At 55.5% G+C, this 16,498-nt stretch carries 16 protein-coding genes; 6 read left to right on the top strand and 10 right to left on the bottom strand.

From position 1 onward, the window contains the following. Positions 1–47 precede the first annotated feature (47 nt). From IB255_RS07100 to IB255_RS07115, 4 genes are all read right to left on the bottom strand, one after another. A complete protein-coding gene (locus tag IB255_RS07100; RefSeq protein WP_151189541.1) occupies positions 48–563 on the bottom strand; it encodes a DoxX family protein in 516 nt (171 codons plus the stop codon). A 93-nt stretch (positions 564–656) separates the two neighbouring features. Next, on the bottom strand, positions 657–1,295 hold the full coding sequence (locus IB255_RS07105) for a hypothetical protein (RefSeq protein ID WP_192209923.1): 639 nt from the start codon (positions 1,293–1,295) through the stop codon (positions 657–659). Between the two features lie 118 nt (positions 1,296–1,413). After that, positions 1,414–2,724, bottom strand: coding sequence for an ATP-binding protein (locus tag IB255_RS07110; RefSeq protein ID WP_151189545.1), 1,311 nt, complete (start codon positions 2,722–2,724; stop codon positions 1,414–1,416). Next, on the bottom strand, positions 2,721–3,461 hold the full coding sequence (locus IB255_RS07115) for a response regulator (protein ID WP_081517582.1): 741 nt from the start codon (positions 3,459–3,461) through the stop codon (positions 2,721–2,723). The genes IB255_RS07110 and IB255_RS07115 overlap by 4 nt, the downstream gene beginning before the upstream one ends. Before the next feature lie 223 nt (positions 3,462–3,684). Between IB255_RS07115 and IB255_RS07120 the strand changes: the two genes are divergently transcribed. Together IB255_RS07120 and IB255_RS07125 are read left to right on the top strand one after the other, a co-directional pair. Further along, positions 3,685–3,957: a DUF2790 domain-containing protein gene (locus IB255_RS07120; protein WP_192209924.1), complete on the top strand. Its 273-nt coding sequence runs from the start codon at positions 3,685–3,687 to the stop codon at positions 3,955–3,957. Between the two features lie 97 nt (positions 3,958–4,054). Next, positions 4,055–5,254: a cytochrome c biogenesis protein DipZ gene (locus IB255_RS07125; RefSeq protein WP_192209925.1), complete on the top strand. Its 1,200-nt coding sequence runs from the start codon at positions 4,055–4,057 to the stop codon at positions 5,252–5,254. A gap of 55 nt (positions 5,255–5,309) precedes the next feature. On the opposite strand, the gene IB255_RS07130 is transcribed toward IB255_RS07125, so the two are convergent. Then, the gene (locus IB255_RS07130) at positions 5,310–6,662 is read right to left on the bottom strand and encodes an SIR2 family protein (protein ID WP_192209926.1); all 1,353 of its coding nucleotides are present in this window, start codon (positions 6,660–6,662) and stop codon (positions 5,310–5,312) included. 546 nt (positions 6,663–7,208) lie between these two features. Between IB255_RS07130 and IB255_RS07135 the strand changes: the two genes are divergently transcribed. Beyond that, positions 7,209–7,712 carry a Bro-N domain-containing protein gene (locus IB255_RS07135; protein WP_192209927.1) on the top strand — a complete coding sequence of 168 codons (504 nt, stop codon included), beginning with the start codon at positions 7,209–7,211 and terminating at the stop codon, positions 7,710–7,712. 2 nt (positions 7,713–7,714) lie between these two features. Here IB255_RS07135 and IB255_RS07140 read toward each other — a convergent pair whose 3' ends face one another. The 5 genes from IB255_RS07140 to IB255_RS07160 all read right to left on the bottom strand — a co-directional run bounded on the left by IB255_RS07140 (position 7,715) and on the right by IB255_RS07160 (position 14,974). Further along, positions 7,715–9,565: a diguanylate cyclase gene (locus tag IB255_RS07140; RefSeq protein WP_192209928.1), complete on the bottom strand. Its 1,851-nt coding sequence runs from the start codon at positions 9,563–9,565 to the stop codon at positions 7,715–7,717. 298 nt (positions 9,566–9,863) lie between these two features. Next, positions 9,864–13,499 (bottom strand): hypothetical protein, encoded by a 3,636-nt coding sequence (locus IB255_RS07145; RefSeq protein WP_192209929.1) that lies wholly within the window; start codon positions 13,497–13,499, stop codon positions 9,864–9,866. A gap of 34 nt (positions 13,500–13,533) precedes the next feature. Beyond that, complete coding sequence (locus IB255_RS07150; protein WP_192209930.1) at positions 13,534–14,232, bottom strand: hypothetical protein; 699 nt, start codon at positions 14,230–14,232, stop codon at positions 13,534–13,536. 80 nt (positions 14,233–14,312) lie between these two features. Then, positions 14,313–14,606, bottom strand: coding sequence for a hypothetical protein (locus tag IB255_RS07155; RefSeq protein WP_192209931.1), 294 nt, complete (start codon positions 14,604–14,606; stop codon positions 14,313–14,315). Positions 14,607–14,734: 128 nt separating this feature from the next. Continuing rightward, a complete protein-coding gene (locus IB255_RS07160; RefSeq protein ID WP_225319078.1) occupies positions 14,735–14,974 on the bottom strand; it encodes a DNA-binding protein in 240 nt (79 codons plus the stop codon). A gap of 151 nt (positions 14,975–15,125) precedes the next feature. Between IB255_RS07160 and IB255_RS07165 the strand changes: the two genes are divergently transcribed. The 3 genes from IB255_RS07165 to IB255_RS07175 are packed head-to-tail and all read left to right on the top strand — an operon-like array spanning position 15,126 to position 15,961. Next, the gene (locus IB255_RS07165; RefSeq protein ID WP_023084896.1) at positions 15,126–15,341 is read left to right on the top strand and encodes a hypothetical protein; all 216 of its coding nucleotides are present in this window, start codon (positions 15,126–15,128) and stop codon (positions 15,339–15,341) included. A gap of 22 nt (positions 15,342–15,363) precedes the next feature. Further along, the gene (locus tag IB255_RS07170) at positions 15,364–15,579 is read left to right on the top strand and encodes a hypothetical protein (protein WP_192209932.1); all 216 of its coding nucleotides are present in this window, start codon (positions 15,364–15,366) and stop codon (positions 15,577–15,579) included. After that, a complete protein-coding gene (locus IB255_RS07175) occupies positions 15,572–15,961 on the top strand; it encodes a hypothetical protein (protein WP_192209933.1) in 390 nt (129 codons plus the stop codon). The genes IB255_RS07170 and IB255_RS07175 overlap by 8 nt, the downstream gene beginning before the upstream one ends. The last annotated feature ends 537 nt before the right edge of the window (positions 15,962–16,498 follow it).

Here is a 16,498-nt window from a genome sequence, read left to right on the forward strand (position 1 = left end):
CCAAAAGGAGAGGGCGTCGTGGGTCGACCAGATGAATCGCCAGCCTATCAGACGTTCCGCGAAGCTCCCATTACCCGCCGCACCAGCCCATCCACACTCAGCGCTCCCGCTCCCTTCAACACCAGCGGCACCAGCGCTACCAGGTAGATCAGCGGCAGCTTGTAGTTGCCAAAACCATGATCGGTAATCGAGTAGCCCTGGGCCAGTTCCGCCAGGCTCGACCACTGCGCCGGCCAGTGCACTGCGGCGATGGCGACGAGGGTCACGACGATCAGCGAGGCCGAGGCGAAACGAGTCGCCAGCCCCAGGAGCAACAACACCGGCGCGATCAGCTCGGCCCACATCGACACCTGCCAGTCGAAGCCGGCGGAGAAGTGGTTGAAAGGGAAGGGGAAGCTGGCGTGGATCTGTTCGAACCAGTTGTCGCCGTGCCATTTCTCCAGGCCCGATTCGAAGAATTCCCAGGCCAGGAACAGCCGCAGCGGGATGTCCCAGCCCCAGGCGGCGAGGCGGTCGAGTTGGTCGAAAGCGGTCTTGAGCGGGTTCAGGGTCAGCAGGGTCATGGCGCACCTCGTGGGTAATGTTGTGGGCAGTCGGTCGTGGGCAAGGCTTGGGCGGCCGGGCGAGGGTTTCGCCCGGTGGCGGAGAAGTCGGGATCAGGCGCTCGGCAGCGCAGGACGTACGCTACGGCGCAGGCGGACGGCCAGCTTGGCGATGAGCTTGAAGGCGATGGCGCTGAAGATCAGGCCGAAGCCCAGCGGGTACCAGGAGCCCATCGGCAGGCGCTTGTAGAAGGACAGGAAGAACACCCCGGCGATCACCCAGGTGCCGGTGCTGTGCAGGCCCCTCCAGACGCGGACGCCGAGCAGCTTCACCGCGTAGGGGAAGGAGGTGACGGCCAGCAGGGCGATGAACAGGTAGCCGACCGAGCCGGGAATGTTCGCGGCGACGCTGCGGCCGTGCCAGAAAGTCTCCGGGAAGAACTTCACGTAGAGAATGATCAGCACCGCGTGCACGGTGTGGGAGAAGGCGAAGGCCAGCCCGAGGAAGCGTCTTTCGCGCAGCAGGCCACAGGTGAAATCGCTCGGCACCAGCGCTGCCAGGGACGAGGCGAGGAAGGTGGCGAGGAACAGCGCGAAGGAAGTGCGGGCGGTGACGCGGATCGAACTGCGCAGCGCCTCCACCTCTTGCGGCTGGGACCACAGGGCCAGCGCGGTGACGATCAGCACCAGCAGCGAAAGCAGGGAAAACAGGCGCCAGCCATGCAGGCGGGCAGGTTCGGCGGGACGGTTCATGGCGGGCTCCTTTGGGGAACGCGGCGGGCGGGGTGCCGCCGCTGTTCGTGGAGCCATCTTGTCGACGGGCCTTATCCCGGATGTGTCCGGGGAAGGCCGTCTTGTATCTCTGTGTACATCATCGGGCGGGCGGCAATTCCAGTTGCACGCACAGCCCGCCGCTGGTGCGGTTGGACAGGGTCAGCGTGCCGCCCAGCGCCTGGCTCAGCTGCAGGGCGATCGCCAGCCCGAGGCCGGTGCCGCCGGTGCTGCGGTTGCGCGAGCTTTCCACCCGGTAGAACGGCTTCACCACTTCGGCGAGCTCTTCCTCGGGAATGCCCGGGCCGTCGTCGAGTACACGAACACACACGATGCCCTGGGTATCGCGCTCGACTTCCACCTGGGCGGCCCCGCCGAACTTCAGCGCGTTGTCCACCAGGTTGGTGAGTACCCGGCGCAGCGCGTGGGGGCGGGTTTCCAGCACGGCGTTGCTGTTGCCCTGCAGCTCCACGGCCTGGCCGCTGTCCTGGTAGTCGAGGACCAGGCTGTCTAGGAAGGCGTCAAGGTTGACCTTCACCGCCGCCTCGCTGGCGCCGTCCATGCTGCGTGCGTAGGCCACGCCTTCGCGGACCAGGTGCTGCATCTCTTCCAGGTCACTCCACAGGCGTTCGCGCTCGGGCGAGTCGTCCATCTGCTCGACGCGCAGCTTCATCCGCGTGATGGGCGTCTGCAGGTCGTGGGAGATGGCGGCGAGCAGTTGCATACGCTCCTTGAGGTAGGAGCCGATACGCCCCTGCAGCGCGTTGAATGCACGGGCGGCGTAGGCGACTTCGCTGGGGCCGCGCTCGTCCAGCTCCGGCGCCGGGGCATCCGGATCGAGATGATCTACGGCCTGGGCCAGACGCGTGAGCGGACGGATCGCCAGGCGCACAGCAATCCAGGTGCAGAACAGCAGCAGCGCCAGTTGCACGACCAGCACCCAGGGCAACCATTGCGCGACCGGCACACCCTTGGGCGTCACATCGATGGTCAGCGGCATGCCGTCGGCGAGCTTGAGGTGCGCCTGGAAGTGCGGAATGGAGCCGGGAATGTCCTCGAAGCGCAACGCGTAGCGCGGGCCAATGGAGTCGGCAATGGACGTCGCGGCCATCGGCGCCTGCGCCATGTTCATCGGCTCGCCCGGTTCACCGCCATCCAGCCGGTAGCGGTAGTTGGGCCGCTGCACCATCGGCAGCCAGGCCTCGCGCTCATCCTTGGGCAGGCGGTCGAGCAGGGCGACGGCGGTGCTGACGTCGGTCTCCAGGTTGCCCAGCATCATGCTGCGCGCACTCTGGTAGCGCTCGTAGAACTGCGAGCAGAACGACAGGCTGTAGGCGAACACCAGCCCGGCGAGGAAGATCAGCGCCAGGCGCGCAGCCAGCGTGCGTGGCCAGTGCAGGAGGGATTTCATTGGTTGGGCTCGAGCAGTTCGACGGCCAGTGCGAAGACGTAGCCTTCGCTGCGCACCGTCTTGATGTAGGCCGGCTCGCGGGCGTCATCCAGCAGGCGCTGGCGCAGGCGGCTGACCAGCAGATCGATGGAGCGGTCGAAGATGTCCGCTTCACGGCCCTGGGTGAGGTTCAGCAGCTGTTCGCGGCTGAGCACGCGCTGCGGGTGATCGACGAACACGCGCAGCAGGCGGTACTCGGCGCCGCTCAGGGCGACCAGGGTGCCGTCTTCATCCAGCAGGTGGCGCGCGGTGGTGTCGAGCTTCCAGCGGCCGAAGCCGATCAGCCGGCTGGCCTCGCTGACCTGCAGGTTCGGCGGCAGCATGCGGGTGCGGCGCAGCACGGCGTTGATCCGCGCCAGCAGCTCGCGGGCGGAGAAGGGCTTGGTGAGGTAGTCGTCGGCGCCCATTTCCAGGCCGATGATGCGGTCGGTCTCGTCGTTGCGCGCGGTGAGCATCAGCACCGGTGTGGACTTGTGCTTGCCCACGCGCAGCTCGCGGCACAGCTTCAGACCGTCGTCGCCGGGCATCATGATGTCGAGGACGATCAGGTCGACGCTGTTGGCATCGAGGAAGGCGCGCATCTGCCGGCCGTCTCCCGCCAGGCTCACGCGCAGGCCGTTCTTCTTCAGGTAGTTGCCGACCAGCTCGCGGATCTCGCGGTCGTCGTCGACGATCAGTACGTGATCGACATGGTCCATGCCGGTTCCTCGTTCGTAGTGGGTTGAGGCGAGTTTATAGCGCAGCGCCGCGCTTGCCTTCCGTGCTTTGTATTCCACTGTATCTACAGCCGCCGCCGATACCCGGCGCGGCAAACCCGGGCCCTGCGCGACACAAGCCCGATACCTCCTGAACGTGAAATGGGCACCAACGGCGAGGCACAGCCCCCGCCGGCCAAACCCGACACAGGACAGGAGAACCACCATGAAAGCCATCCAACTCGCCAACGCTTGCCTCTTCGCTGCCGTCGCCGCCTTCGCCAGCTTCAGCGCCCAGGCCGCCGACACCCAGCCCGCCGAGACTTACCACTACGGTCAGAAACTGGACGTGAAGCGCGTCCTGGCCATCCACGAAGAGAACGCCTCGCCGTTCGATTGCGGCATCGTCAACGCCCGCATGGATTACCTGGATTCCAGCGGCCAGCCGCACAGCCTGGCCTATCGCAAGTTCGCCACCAACTGCAACGAAGGCGGCTGATTCGCCTGATGCCGCGGCCATGAGTGGCCGCGGCGTTCATTCCCCGGCGTTTATCCCAAGCGTGAACCCCACGGGCCGATGGCCCACCGAGGTGCCCATGTTGCTCATCGCCTTTCTCGGCGGGGCGCTGACCCTGCTCAGCCCCTGCATCCTTCCCGTACTGCCCCTGTTGCTGCAGCGCGCCGGCGGTCCGGCGTGGTCGCCGTGGGTCACGCTGCTGGGCCTCGCCAGCGGCTTCGCCGTGCTGGCGAGCCTGGCGACCGTCTCCAGTAACTGGGTAATTGCTGCCAGCGAGTGGGGCCGTTACTTCGCCCTCGCGCTGCTGTCGGTTTCCGCCGTTGCGCTGCTCTGGCCGCGTTTCAGCGACGCGCTGGCCAAGCCCTGGGCATGGATCGGCGATCGCCTGCAGGGCAAATCCCGTCGCCTGCCGCCGGCGCTTTCCACCTGGGTGCTGGGCTTCGCCGCCGGCCTGCTGTGGGCGCCCTGCGCCGGGCCGGTGCTGGGGCTGATTCTCTCCGGCGCCATGCTGCAAGGCCCGAGCGCGCAGACCAGCCTGCTGCTGTTTGCCTACGGGCTGGGGAGTGCCACGGTGCTGGGCGTCGTGCTCTTCGCCGGTCGCCGGCTGATGCAGCACCTGCGGCCGCGCATGACTGTCATCGAAGGCCTGCGCCGGGCCACCGGCGTGCTCGCGTTGCTGGCCGTGGTCGGCATCGCCAGCGGCACCAGCGCGCAGATCGCCTCCGGTAGCTCATCCACGCTAGTGAACAGCCTGGAGCGCAAAGTCATCGACGGCGTGCCCGCGCTCATCAGCCAACTGCTGCCCGGCGACATGGCCCACGGCGCCGAACGCCTGCCTGACCTTGGCCCGGCTCCGGAACTGCAAGGTGCAGTGGAATGGATCAACAGCCCCGAACTGAGCCTGCGTGACCTGCGCGGCAAGGTAGTGCTGGTCGACTTCTGGACCTACGACTGCATCAACTGCCAGCACAGCCTGCCGTACGTGAACGCCTGGGCGAAGAAGTACGCCGACCAGGGCCTGGTGGTGATCGGCGTGCATACCCCGGAATACCCCTTCGAACGCGTGCCGGCCAACGTCCGCGAAGCGGTGAAACAGCACGACATCCACTACCCCGTGGCGCTGGATAACCAGTACCGCCTCTGGAACGCCTTCGCCAACCAGTACTGGCCGGCGCACTACTTCATCGACGCCCAGGGGCGGATTCGCCACCTGTCGATCGGCGAGGGCGGGTATGAGGAGCAGGAGCAGGTGATTCAGGCGTTGCTGAAGGAGAAGTAATAGTGCTCATGGAATTAGCCGAGGGAGGAGGATTATTCCTCTCCCTCGGGAGAAGCTATTTTTTTAATTCTAAGGTGTACTCTTCGCCAGATTTTACCTTCTCGAGAAGTCGTTTTAGTAGGGCGGAGTATCGATGCGATTGTACGACTTCGCCATTCATAATTGCGCAGTGGTAAATGTTGTCGAAGGATTTTATGTCAACTCCGGTAGAGTTTTTTACTATCTCTAGAAGCTTTTGGGCGTCGTGCCATCCTTTAAATCCTAGGGCTTTGCCAATTGCACTCAATGTGAAGGGGTAATTTGCGTTGAATGCTACGCCGTCTGCTGCATTAGCTATTCCATAAAGCTTTGCTAGTTCGCCATCTACTTCGGATACGTTGGAAAGAACGGTATAGTCGACTTGGATGGGGTTTTTGGGAATGTCGGAACGAACAAGCTCATAAGTTCTAGCCAAAAGAGCTCTTAGCAGTTTGGGATTGACGTTTTCAAGTGCCTTGTTTGCCGCGAAGGCTTGAAAAACCCAAGAGAAGTCATGGGCGACGATGCTTTTTATGCGTACGCTTTTATTTTCTGCTACAGGAATTAAGCGCTCTCTTCTTTGGTATTCGATCAGTGGCTCCCTTGACCATTCAAGAATGTATATGTTGGGTATTAAATCGCCATTTTCTGATAGTATTTCGTCAATGTCCGATAGGATTGATTTGATGTTTGGGTCTTCAGCGCTATAGCCAATAAAGACCAGGGGGTGCTCGGCAAAGAAAGCTAATAGCTTTGCGCTTAAATATTTTTTCTTCTTGCAGAATGAATCGTAGTCGCTTCGGTTTACGACGATGCTTTCTGGGATGGATGAACATCCATGTATTTTGAATATCTCGCCAATGCTAGCATTGTTGGCATATAGTATTTTTTGGCCAATAATAGGTTCGTAGTCTGGGAATATCTGTTCTAGTAGTTGGTCGTAGTTGGTTGTTATTATGGAGTGTGGGTGGATTTTTTGGAGAAGGCTAATTTCATCCTGATTGGCTGGATTTTGACTTTTAGTTAACTCGTTGAAGAGATTTGCTATTGAGTATTTGAAGTATATGTCTGGTGGGTTTTCCTGCTCGAAAAGCTCCTTAGGGAAGTTTTTCTCTCCTGCACCCCAGGCCCATTCGTTATACTTCTCTGAAAATACTTCTCCAATATCTATTGGGTCAGTATATCGCTGCTTGTAATAGGCAAATTTTTTGTCGATTTCTGGGCAGGTTTCACTAAGGATCTGCAGGAGTTCTTCCCAGTTTGGCCCGTTTAAATATCGTTTCGTGAGGCCCGATCCGATGAATAAAATCGGTTGGCAACCCATGGCCTCCAAACATGCCTTGATGTCGTCTGAAATGTCCTCAATGTAACGCTGGTATTCTGCGCTCATGCTTCTCTCCCTAAATGCGTGAGATGAAATAAGGTTATTGCCTACTAATTGTTCCTCTATGCTAAATGGTGGCTCGTTAGGCTTGGTCTGTATCTAAAGGGCTGGTTTGACCTATTTCCGGAGCTTTTTTCCCTGATACCAGCCAAAATGCATGTTGGGGATAAATCTTAACAAGTACTTCAATTTCTTCTGTGCTAATCCGAACTGCACCTTTGCTGACACTTTTCCATCTGTCGTAGTCCCCTCCATACAAGCTTACCTTTTTGGGACCAAGCTTCTTTATTAATAGTCGTGCTCTATCGGCCATCCTATCCATATAAAAAATATTCACAGGTAAATAGTTGCTCTAAATCAGGCTTGGGTAAATAATTACCCTAGGCGGTGCCCGAGCCATCAGGTTTGACTACTGAAGTCAAATACTGACCCAACCTTTCTCGAACGGGAAGCCTCGCGCCTGCGTATCTTCCCGCCCTTTCAAAAGTCACCCATCTCGAGCTTGGCGACTCGAAGCAATGGATCGCTCTTTCCAGCCCTTGGAGGCCAGCCATGGATGATCTCTATACCGCCACCACCTTCACGCGTGACAACCACCATTTGCGCGGCGTGCTGATCGACGACCAGCCCTGGATCGTCGCGCACGACTTCGCGCGGCTGCTTGGCCTGCGGCATCCGCAGAGCCTGGCGGGGAAGGTGTCGGGCGATAAGGTGCGAACCGTCTGGCTGTTGCAGGCCCGAGGTACTGAGGAGAAGGTCGAGGTAATCAACGAGCCGGCGCTGTACAAGGCACTGATCCGCTACGGCCATGCGGAGTACCGCACGGTGGCGCGCTGGTTGTCGGACGAGGTGATCCCACTGCTGCGCGATCAGGGGCGCGTCGATCCGCAGCGTCCTCGGCGCGTCCAGATGAGCTGGCGTTCCGACCGGGTGACGGTCCTCGACTGGCAGGGGCGCCTGTGGGTTTCCTGGGACGACGTGCCGAAGTTCAGCACGATCTCGGCGGGTGTCGGTGGGTGGTTGGGAAAGTTGCGTGGCGACCGGCCAATCGATTGAAGCTAACTGCTCATCACCTGATTGCGCCCCTGCTTCTTCGCCTCGTACAACGCCGCGTCCGCCCTTGCCACCAGCGCCTCGGCAGAGGCTTCCTGCCCCGGCACCGCTGCTGCAATGCCGATGCTCACGCTCACCCGCCCCAACGGCGAAAGCTCATGGGGCAGGGCAAGGGCTTCCACCGCCTGCAGCAGCTTGTTCGCCATGCCACGCACGCCGGCGAGGTCGGTCATCGGCGCGAGGAAGACGAACTCCTCGCCGCCGTAACGCGCCACCAGATCGGTCGAACGGTTGACCGTCGTTGCCAGCGCCTGGGCGATCTCGCGCAGGCAGGCGTCGCCGGCCGGGTGGCCGTAGTGATCGTTGTAGCGCTTGAACCAGTCCACATCGACCACCGCCAGCGCCAGCAACTCGCCCGAGCGGCGCGCATGGCCCCATTCCTGCTCCAGTACCTGGTCGAAACGGCGGCGGTTGGCGATGCCGGTGAGGGCGTCGGTCAGGCTCATGGCTTCAAGCTGATTGTTCAGCTCGCGCAGCTCATCGGTACGCTCGGCGACGCGCAGCTCCAGTTCGTGCTCGGAGGTGCGCAGGTTATCCACAAGCTGCTGCTGGGCGCGGATCAACTCCTCCTGCACCCGTGCCTTCTCCCGGCGCATCACGTTGAAGCGGTCGGCGAGGGCGAAGGCCAGGACGATCATCTCCATCGCCGAACCCAGTTGCAGGCCGTCCACGGTGAACAGGTTGGTCGGTACGATGCCCATGGCGCGCAGCGAGGTCATCGCCCCGCCCAGCATCAGCAGCGCGAAGGCGGCGAGGAAGAAGAACGCACTGCGCTGGCGCTTGAAGGCGCAGACGATGGCCGCCGCCAGCAGCACCACGGCAGTAGCGAAGTTCAGCAGGATGCCCGCGCGGGACACATAGGGCAGCGCGAACGCGTAGGCGACAAGGCTGAGCAGGTACAGCACGATCATCCCGCGCAGCACCCAGTCCAGGCGCGGCAGGATGCGTTCGAGCTGCATCATCCTGCGAGCGAACAGCAGCAGCGCGGCGAGGGCCAGCGACACGCCCGAGTAGTAGACGATGTTCGAGTTGAGCGGCACGCCGAAGATCGCCCAGTCCGGCGCCAGCCCGTTCTTGATCGCCAGTGCCGAGGCCGTGCAGCCGACGAAGACCACGTAGAGCAGGTAGATCGGGTCGCGCAGGGCAAACAGCAGCATCAGGTTGAACAGGATCATCGCCATGGCGATGCCGAAGTACCACGCCTTGCCGGTGTAGTCGTCGCGCTCGTAGGCGTGGAACGCCTTCACCGGCCACAGCTGCAGCGGCACCAGCAAGCCAATGCTCGACTCCACCCGCAGGTACACCACCTTCTCCGACCGCGCCGGCAGGTTCAGCGGAAAGACGAAATTGCGATTCGGGTAGACCTTGCTCGATTGCGGCACGTCGCTGCCGGTGTTGATGGTTTTATACGAACCATCCGCCTGCGGGATATTCGCCTGCACATGGGACACCCGAGGGTTCTCCACGACCAGAAACCGCTGCAACGGTGCGTCGCTGGAGTTGCTCAACCGCACCTTCAACCAGAACGCCGAGCGGGTGAACCCCATCGCCAGCGCACTGCCCGGCGGCTGGTCGCTCTTGAAACGCGCCTGTTGCTCGGGGGATTGCACGTCCGCCAGCGTCAGGTTGCCGGTTGGGTCTTCGAGCACGGAGACGTAGGTGGTCAGCGTCAGCGGCTGCGTGGTGACGCTGGCGGCATCGACCACCTGATCGGCCCAGGCAGGCCGGATCAATAGAAGGAGGAGGGTGAGCAGGAGCCAGGACAGGGATTGCCGGTGCGAGGCGAGGGCGGGCATGCGGCGGGTCCGGGGATGTAGGTGTGCCACGGAGTTTACAAGACAGACTTTGGCGACGCCAAAAACACAAAAGCCCCCGGCAATTCAGGCTGCCGGGGGCTTTTGCTTGGGATTCTGGAGCGGGCGAAGGGAATCGAACCCTTGAGAACAGGGCGTTGATGCGTCGCTATGCGTGTCAGTGCTACCCCCGCCGCCGCTTTCAGGCCTCATTCCGTACCTTTTCGTGCCATTGATTTCGACATATTTTCGACAGGTTGGGAGTTGGACTCATTCATTCCGGTGTCGCCATCCACATAGTTTAACGGAATGTGTTTATTCGGATTGAGTCGCCTTCTTTTTTCCACGATGAGATTAGCCCTCTGGTTTCTAGAGCTTGCACAAAATTCAGATTATTTAAGTTGTTAGCTATTTTGGGTCTTTTTCTTTTCTCGGATATAGAGTGATATGGTTCGGGCAAACTGCTTAGAGTGGAGATGATATCTTCAGTTGGGAGAAGCAGGATGTATTTGCGCAGTATTTCGATTTTTTCATTATTGCTAGCTAGCGCGATGCAATAAGATATTGTCTGTATAGCGATATTATTTTTTGGAAGATCTTCATTTGCAATCGCAGTGGCAACGCTTCGAGCTAGAATATTACTTTGCTGCAAATCAACAATACTTATTGCTTCAATTATTTTTGATTTGTGTGCTATTTCCATTTGTGCGGAGATAAGAGCGGCTTTTATTTCTGGGGTTACTTGGAATTTTTCTGGTGATTGTAGATATGTTGTAATTTTTCGAGCTAGCAGTTTTTGGGCGAGAAGCGTGGATTTCGAAACTTGCTCAAATGATTTTTCAGTAAGTGAAATTATCCCAAGATTAATTAGGATTAATGCTCTGTTCTCGGGTAGGTCTTCAGGTATTCCTTTATATGTGTAAGGTATGCTTTTGCATATCAGTTGGTAGTTATCGATATCTACTTTTTCGTTCGCTATTATAGTTCGCGAAAGGGACTTGCTCTGCTCGTCGTTTGTGCTTGGTGCGGGTATTTTATTGGCGGCTAATTCGCTAGCTGTTTCTTTGTTGTTTAGAATTTCATTGAGCTTTTCTACTTCAAATTCTGTACTTCCATGGTAGTCAAGAATATTTTTCCAGTTTATGTTTATTTTTCTATTGATGAGTATGTCGCCCCAATAGAAGTCGGGGACTTTATCAAAGTCTTCAGCAATGTAGTCTTGCTTTATTATGTATTGCAGTGCTAGATCCACATCGACGTCATCATTATTCAATACTTCCAATACTGCTTGCTTCGATTCCTTTGTGTTCGAACTCAAGGTTAGAGCTATATTCTCTAAATAGCTGTCTATGTTTTTGTATATGTAGCTCTTAAGATGCGCGCTGCCAAAGTTGAGAATGTAAGAATAATTTGAGGTCTCTACATTCAACGCATCAGATTGATGTTGGTCAGTGCTTTCATCATTGAATCTAGAGAGCAATATATTTATATTGTCAATGGATATTTTGTATAGGCTTTTTTGGTGCGCAAACTCTATTAGCTTATCTAGGGTTGATATCTCATGAAGTGAATTTATTTTTACATTTAGAAACTCTAGGGCTGAGTATCCCATTTTGAATGGTATATTTTCATTGAATACTAGCGCCGCCTTCTCCGATAGGAATTTGGTGAGTTTCGATTTTTCATTCATCTCAGTGCTTATGTGTTTTGGATCAACGTAAGATATTACGTGTGCGACGTGTTTTGCCGCGAGCTCACTTTCGATGGCTGAGATCGCATATTGCGGCCACGCATTGGATATTGCTATTGTGAAGTTTTCAACCTCAGTTCCCGTTATCCAATATATCTGAAAGAACTCGCTTGCTATTGAGATGTCTTTTGATATAAATCTTATAAGTGAAATTGCCTTGTCTTTATTTTTCTCTTTTGTGGCTATGAGATAGTCGACGAGGTTAACGTTAAGAGCGTAACGTGTACCAAAGTCTTCACGGCGCATTTCTGCCGAGACTTCTTGAGGGGAGGTTAACTGTGTTTCCGGTGCGAGTGGTTTAAAGTCGCGAATAGAAAGAATAAATTCCCAGTCATTTCTTGATAGTCTGCCCTCGTGGAATATCGATATGTAGGAATTATAGGTTTCATCGAGGTAGCCATTTCGTATTAGATAGCGAAGTAAGCGCGGGTCATTGATGTTATATTTTTTCTCTATGCTGTCTGTTGTGAATTTGGCATCTCTAAGCAGTTGGTATAGCGGTCGCCTGGCGGTTTCTAGCTTTTCCTCTTTCAATTTCTCTATCGCTGCGCTTAGCTTTAAGCGAGTGCTGATATTCTTTTCTTGGATTCTTTTATAGCGCTCCTCAAAACTTGCACTAGGTGAGCAATCTTCTTCCAGCTCTCTGAATGATTTTGAGAGCGGATACATCTGAGTTGAGCCGTACTGTTGTCTGGCATGTAATGCAATGTTTTTTTCTTTGAAAAGGCGTTTGAAGTTATTCCAGTCGAGAAGGTTTTCTAGTGAGATGACACTGCCTTCGCAATATATCCCAAATATTGATACTGAAGGGTTGGTGCTTGCGATGTGCCCCAGGAATAGCTTTACTAAATCACTGCTTTCGTTTAATGGTTCGTCCTCTATTTTGATTAGATCAGTTTTAATTTCTTCAATTTTTTTATCTATCTTTTCTGATAGGTCAAGAATTAGGTTTGATCTTGTCTTTATAATCTCATATAGGAACCCACTTTCGTAGTGGAGGGCTTCAAAGTCTTTTGGATAAGTGTTTTTGTAAAGTATGGCGGCGAGGAGCTTGTTTCTATTAAGTTTTGTTGCGTTTATCTTTTTTTCGTATATCAAAAATTCATTGCTGATATTTTTTATGAGACGCATGTCGTCTAGGTAAAGAGAAGCTTCGCCTATAAATTTCTCATCTATAGCTATAGCATCAGGACGCTGGAGGCACTGCTTCAGCATCTCTCGTGAGTTTGAGCTGTTTATAATTGGAATGACGGGGATGATGAAGTCGAAGAATTTTGCGCGGTCCTTGTTAAGGAACATGTCGTCTTTTATTGCATAAATAAATTTTAATGGTTGTTGTTTTGCTAGGTCATCATTGTTTCTTCTTTTTTCATTAATTATTTTATTTATTTCTCGTAGCTTAATGAATATCTCTGGCTCTCCGAATCTATCAAGGTCCTCGAAGACTACTAAGTCATAGTGGTTTTCCTCAAAAAAATAGATGATCTCGTCGAGATACTTGTTAAGTATAGAACTTTCTGGAACCCCATCTAACTCAACTTCGCCATTTTGCAGGGAGAGCTTCTTTACAGTAAGGTTGTGAAATATTTGAAGTGCTCTAGTTATAATCCATGCAAGATATATAAAGCAAAGTATAACTATTGAAGTCCATAGCCAGTCTATTTCCTTTAAAGATCCGCTGAATGAAAGATCGTTTTGTTTTTTATACAGAGCTATCGTTAATGCTATCCATCCTGAGAGTATGGCGGCATTGGATTTTAACCAGCGAGGTTTGGTTATTCTTTTGAATCGGGAGTAAGGAAGCTTTCTTGAGTCGGCCCCGTATAACATTTGTTGTAGGATGCTTCTTTCTATTTTAGCTGTTGCTTCTGGACTGTCGTCGGGGGACTCGCTTGAATTTGGGTCGTTGAATGTTGCTAGTGATATGTTCAGGAATTTGTATTCTGAATTTATTTCGTATGTGTTTATTATGCTTGTTTTTCCGGATCCATATGGGCCTGTTATGGCCAGATTCCGGACGGCTCGATTTTGCATGGCAAAGTCTAGTGCCTTGGAATAGATCCCATCCGGGTCGGCGCCATTAACCGGTGCTAGGTCATGAAACGTCTCTAGTTTCGAAAGATTTTCATTGTTTTTTGTGCTTCGAAATAGGATTTTTTTTAATAAATTAGAAATTGTTCTTTTCAATTTATATGTCCTGACGTCTTATTGCTTCCCATTTTTAACTCATGGGGCTGAAGCTACTTGCTGCTGAGCAGTAGCGCTGCTTCATGTAATCACTGTTTGGCTTCCGGTCGCTATGCCATCTACCTTCCCATGAACGGCATTCTTCTTTGAAGAATTGCTTCGCTCCCTTTCTGCATTCGCGGTAGTCAATTGATCCACGTTTGTGATTGGCGCATACCGAAGTGTCGTCAATGTAATTATTGAATACTGTCCACTCTGCGTAGTAATGGCCTCCTCCGCTCCATTTATCGACCCATGCGCCAGATTGCTCAATACTGTTTCGAGACGATCTGCTCGATGCCGCAGTAGGATTTCGATACGCCTCTGATTGGCGCACGGCCTCCATGTCAACGACGTTAGTAGCGCCCTTGGGAACATAGTTGGTGTCGTTGTATACGGTTTGCTTTGGCTGGGCCTGCTGGCGGTTGCGTTCGTTTACGTCATCCCAGAACAGTTGCTCAGGTGTCGCTGCGGGCTGGCTGGCGGGCTCGTTGAATTCGTACTTCGGCGTGTAGCTTTCTGCGGGGGGCGACTGGGCGATTGATGACTCAGGCGGAAACGGGTGTTTGTGATCGGCAACGTAGACGGCAAGGGCTGTGAAGACGACTCCGAAGATAACGGCAACCACCCACTTTCCAGCGCTTTGGCGCTTGCGCTTGAGATGTTGCGGTGCGTCGTCCCAGTCTGCCTTCATCTGCACTCAATCCTTTGAGTTGTGCTGCACTGTCATTGTGCCATCGAATAGTCCTACTTTCTAAAGGGATAGGGAAGGGCTCACGTCACTCGGCAATGCCAGGATTGCGAGTAGGCCACGCCGTCGATGAACTCAATGCCGGTGATGACCAGCGCATTGGTCGCCATTCCGTGAATCTGCACGTCGTGCAGTGTTGGCAGAATCGACGCGCTAGGACTGGTTTTGAGGATTTCGGCGATCAAGGTAGGGCGGTTGAGTGGCGAGGTTGAGGCCATCCGAACCCATACGTCTCCCCTTAGCGCAGGGGCTTTGTCGAGACCAGCGCGTCCAAGAGCTTTGCCAAAGCGGCGCATGCGGCGAATATCAAATTGCATGGTGAAATACTGTTTAAATAAACAGTATTTTTGCTGGCGCTTGGCTAGTCGGCAATCGTCACTGGTCGGATTGCCGCGCTAACCACATCCTTTGCTGAACCAGCGCAGTGCCACCTTCCTGGTTAGCTCTACCCCGCGCTGGGTTTGGCTAATTTGGCATCGGCTTCCTCGTAGTCAGGGCTCACGTGGCCGTTCTGAGGCTCAACGCGACCGCTCACTAACCAAAGGGCGTACTCCGGAAACGCTTGAGCAAGGATGCCAATTTCCTCAGTGCTGATGCGTATCTTCTCGCTGCTGATGTTCCTCCACCGATCGTAGTTTTTGCCGCCCATATCGCTCAGTCGCCGTGGGCCGACCTTCTTGATCAATTGAAGGGCTCTATCTTTTACGCCGTCCATCAAAGATAAATTCAATCCGAGTAATCTTTACGCACTGAATTGCTTTGCGTAATATGCACGCAAGCGTATTATTTACGCAGAAATGATTGTCTGCATTGGAACGAATAGTGACGGAACGAGCATGGAACTGGAAGAGCTGAACCCCAGCGCCCTGGTAGGGCCGCAGCAAGATTTGGAGCGCATCGAGAAGTGGGCTGACCGAAACGGCATCAGCTATGGCATCGCCCGCGCGTGGGTATACCGGGGCATCCTGCCTTCGGTGAAGCTCGGCAAGCTGCGCGTAGTGAACAGCGCATTGCTCCGCGCTTGGTTGCTGGAACAGGAGTGGACGGCATGAACGACGGAATCGGAGAACGACTGTGAGCAAGGACAAATGGAATCTGGACCTGTGCGGCATCGCTACCTTTGCGAAGATGTGCAGCGTGACGTACGACGAAGCGGCCCAGTGGGCAGAAGACGGCACCGTCCCGAGCATCCAAATGGGGTGCTTCCGCATGATCAACCTTGCCCGCTTCCGCGATGACATGGAGCGCGGCAAGGCCACCTTCGGTGCGGGGGATTACAGCCATGACTAGCTCGTCCATCACCCTGGATGCTCAGAGCGCAGTGCACTACCTGGGCCAGACCGTCCTGATCGAAATGGTGTTCGATGAAGAGCCGGACCCAATCTGGCGCTGGGTACGTGTCGTTGGTGTTGTGCTCCCTGCCGAAGGGCTGCGCGGTGGGCCGCATTTCCTGACCCTCAAGCCCGGAGCAGAAAAAGCATTCGCGGATGAAGCCTTCTGGGAAAACATCCGCACGATCCGGGTGATGCGGTACCGCGACCGGCACGGTTCCGGCAACGTACTGGGCCGCGTCACCCACCCCAACGACTCGCGCTCAAGGGCCGCGCTCCCGGATCGTCGGAACAGCTCCACCGTTCCGTCGAACGGAAGCACGGGCGGAGCGAACCCTTGAACGCATGCCCCTCATCAGCCTCGGCCGGTGAGTGTGGGGCAGCTTCTCCGCCCCGCGCTCCCGAGCCCTCGGCGGCAAGAGCGGGATGACAAGGGCAGCGCCCTTGGTGTGTTGCTGGCGTCAGCCATCAATGAAGCTGATGGCTCGGAACGCCTGCTCCTGACCTTGAATGTCGTTCCGTCACTATTCGTTCCAATGCGTCTAGGACGGGCTTTCAGTCATCAAATCAAACGATTAGTCGCGCCGCCGGCTGTTTGATTCAATACCCATATCCCACTGCAAAACCTCGATAGCGCAGATGAACCGGCGAGCGCGCCTGTTTATCCGTGCCGGGCCAACTCATGCCTGCGAAAAGGCAAAGGAGGCAGCGCGATGCAACTACCCGATTGGACTCATGACCTTGTGCTGGTGGCGCTGGCCTACCTGTTGGGCGCTCTCTCGGCTCTGGGGTCTTCCTCGCCAGCGGTGGCGTTTCCCTATTGATGTGCATGAGCCGGGCGTGGGCCGCGACGCCGGCCGGGAGCGCCAGGCACGAGC

It is taken from the genome of Pseudomonas sp. PDM22, from assembly GCF_014851965.1.
Classification (GTDB): domain Bacteria; phylum Pseudomonadota; class Gammaproteobacteria; order Pseudomonadales; family Pseudomonadaceae; genus Pseudomonas.

What these genes read in the sequence shown, in the direction of transcription:
- IB255_RS07155 (WP_192209931.1), bottom strand. Translation starts at nt 14,606, where the DNA reads ATGCAATTTGATATTCGCCGCATGCGCCGCTTTGGCAAAGCTCTTGGA.
- IB255_RS07120 (WP_192209924.1), top strand. Translation starts at nt 3,685, where the DNA reads ATGAAAGCCATCCAACTCGCCAACGCTTGCCTCTTCGCTGCCGTCGCC.
- IB255_RS07135 (WP_192209927.1), top strand. Translation starts at nt 7,209, where the DNA reads ATGGATGATCTCTATACCGCCACCACCTTCACGCGTGACAACCACCAT.
- IB255_RS07105 (WP_192209923.1), bottom strand. Translation starts at nt 1,295, where the DNA reads ATGAACCGTCCCGCCGAACCTGCCCGCCTGCATGGCTGGCGCCTGTTT.
- IB255_RS07115 (WP_081517582.1), bottom strand. Translation starts at nt 3,461, where the DNA reads ATGGACCATGTCGATCACGTACTGATCGTCGACGACGACCGCGAGATC.
- IB255_RS07110 (WP_151189545.1), bottom strand. Translation starts at nt 2,724, where the DNA reads ATGAAATCCCTCCTGCACTGGCCACGCACGCTGGCTGCGCGCCTGGCG.
- IB255_RS07165 (WP_023084896.1), top strand. Translation starts at nt 15,126, where the DNA reads ATGGAACTGGAAGAGCTGAACCCCAGCGCCCTGGTAGGGCCGCAGCAA.
- IB255_RS07130 (WP_192209926.1), bottom strand. Translation starts at nt 6,662, where the DNA reads ATGAGCGCAGAATACCAGCGTTACATTGAGGACATTTCAGACGACATC.
- IB255_RS07175 (WP_192209933.1), top strand. Translation starts at nt 15,572, where the DNA reads ATGACTAGCTCGTCCATCACCCTGGATGCTCAGAGCGCAGTGCACTAC.
- IB255_RS07140 (WP_192209928.1), bottom strand. Translation starts at nt 9,565, where the DNA reads ATGCCCGCCCTCGCCTCGCACCGGCAATCCCTGTCCTGGCTCCTGCTC.
- IB255_RS07100 (WP_151189541.1), bottom strand. Translation starts at nt 563, where the DNA reads ATGACCCTGCTGACCCTGAACCCGCTCAAGACCGCTTTCGACCAACTC.
- IB255_RS07125 (WP_192209925.1), top strand. Translation starts at nt 4,055, where the DNA reads ATGTTGCTCATCGCCTTTCTCGGCGGGGCGCTGACCCTGCTCAGCCCC.
- IB255_RS07150 (WP_192209930.1), bottom strand. Translation starts at nt 14,232, where the DNA reads ATGAAGGCAGACTGGGACGACGCACCGCAACATCTCAAGCGCAAGCGC.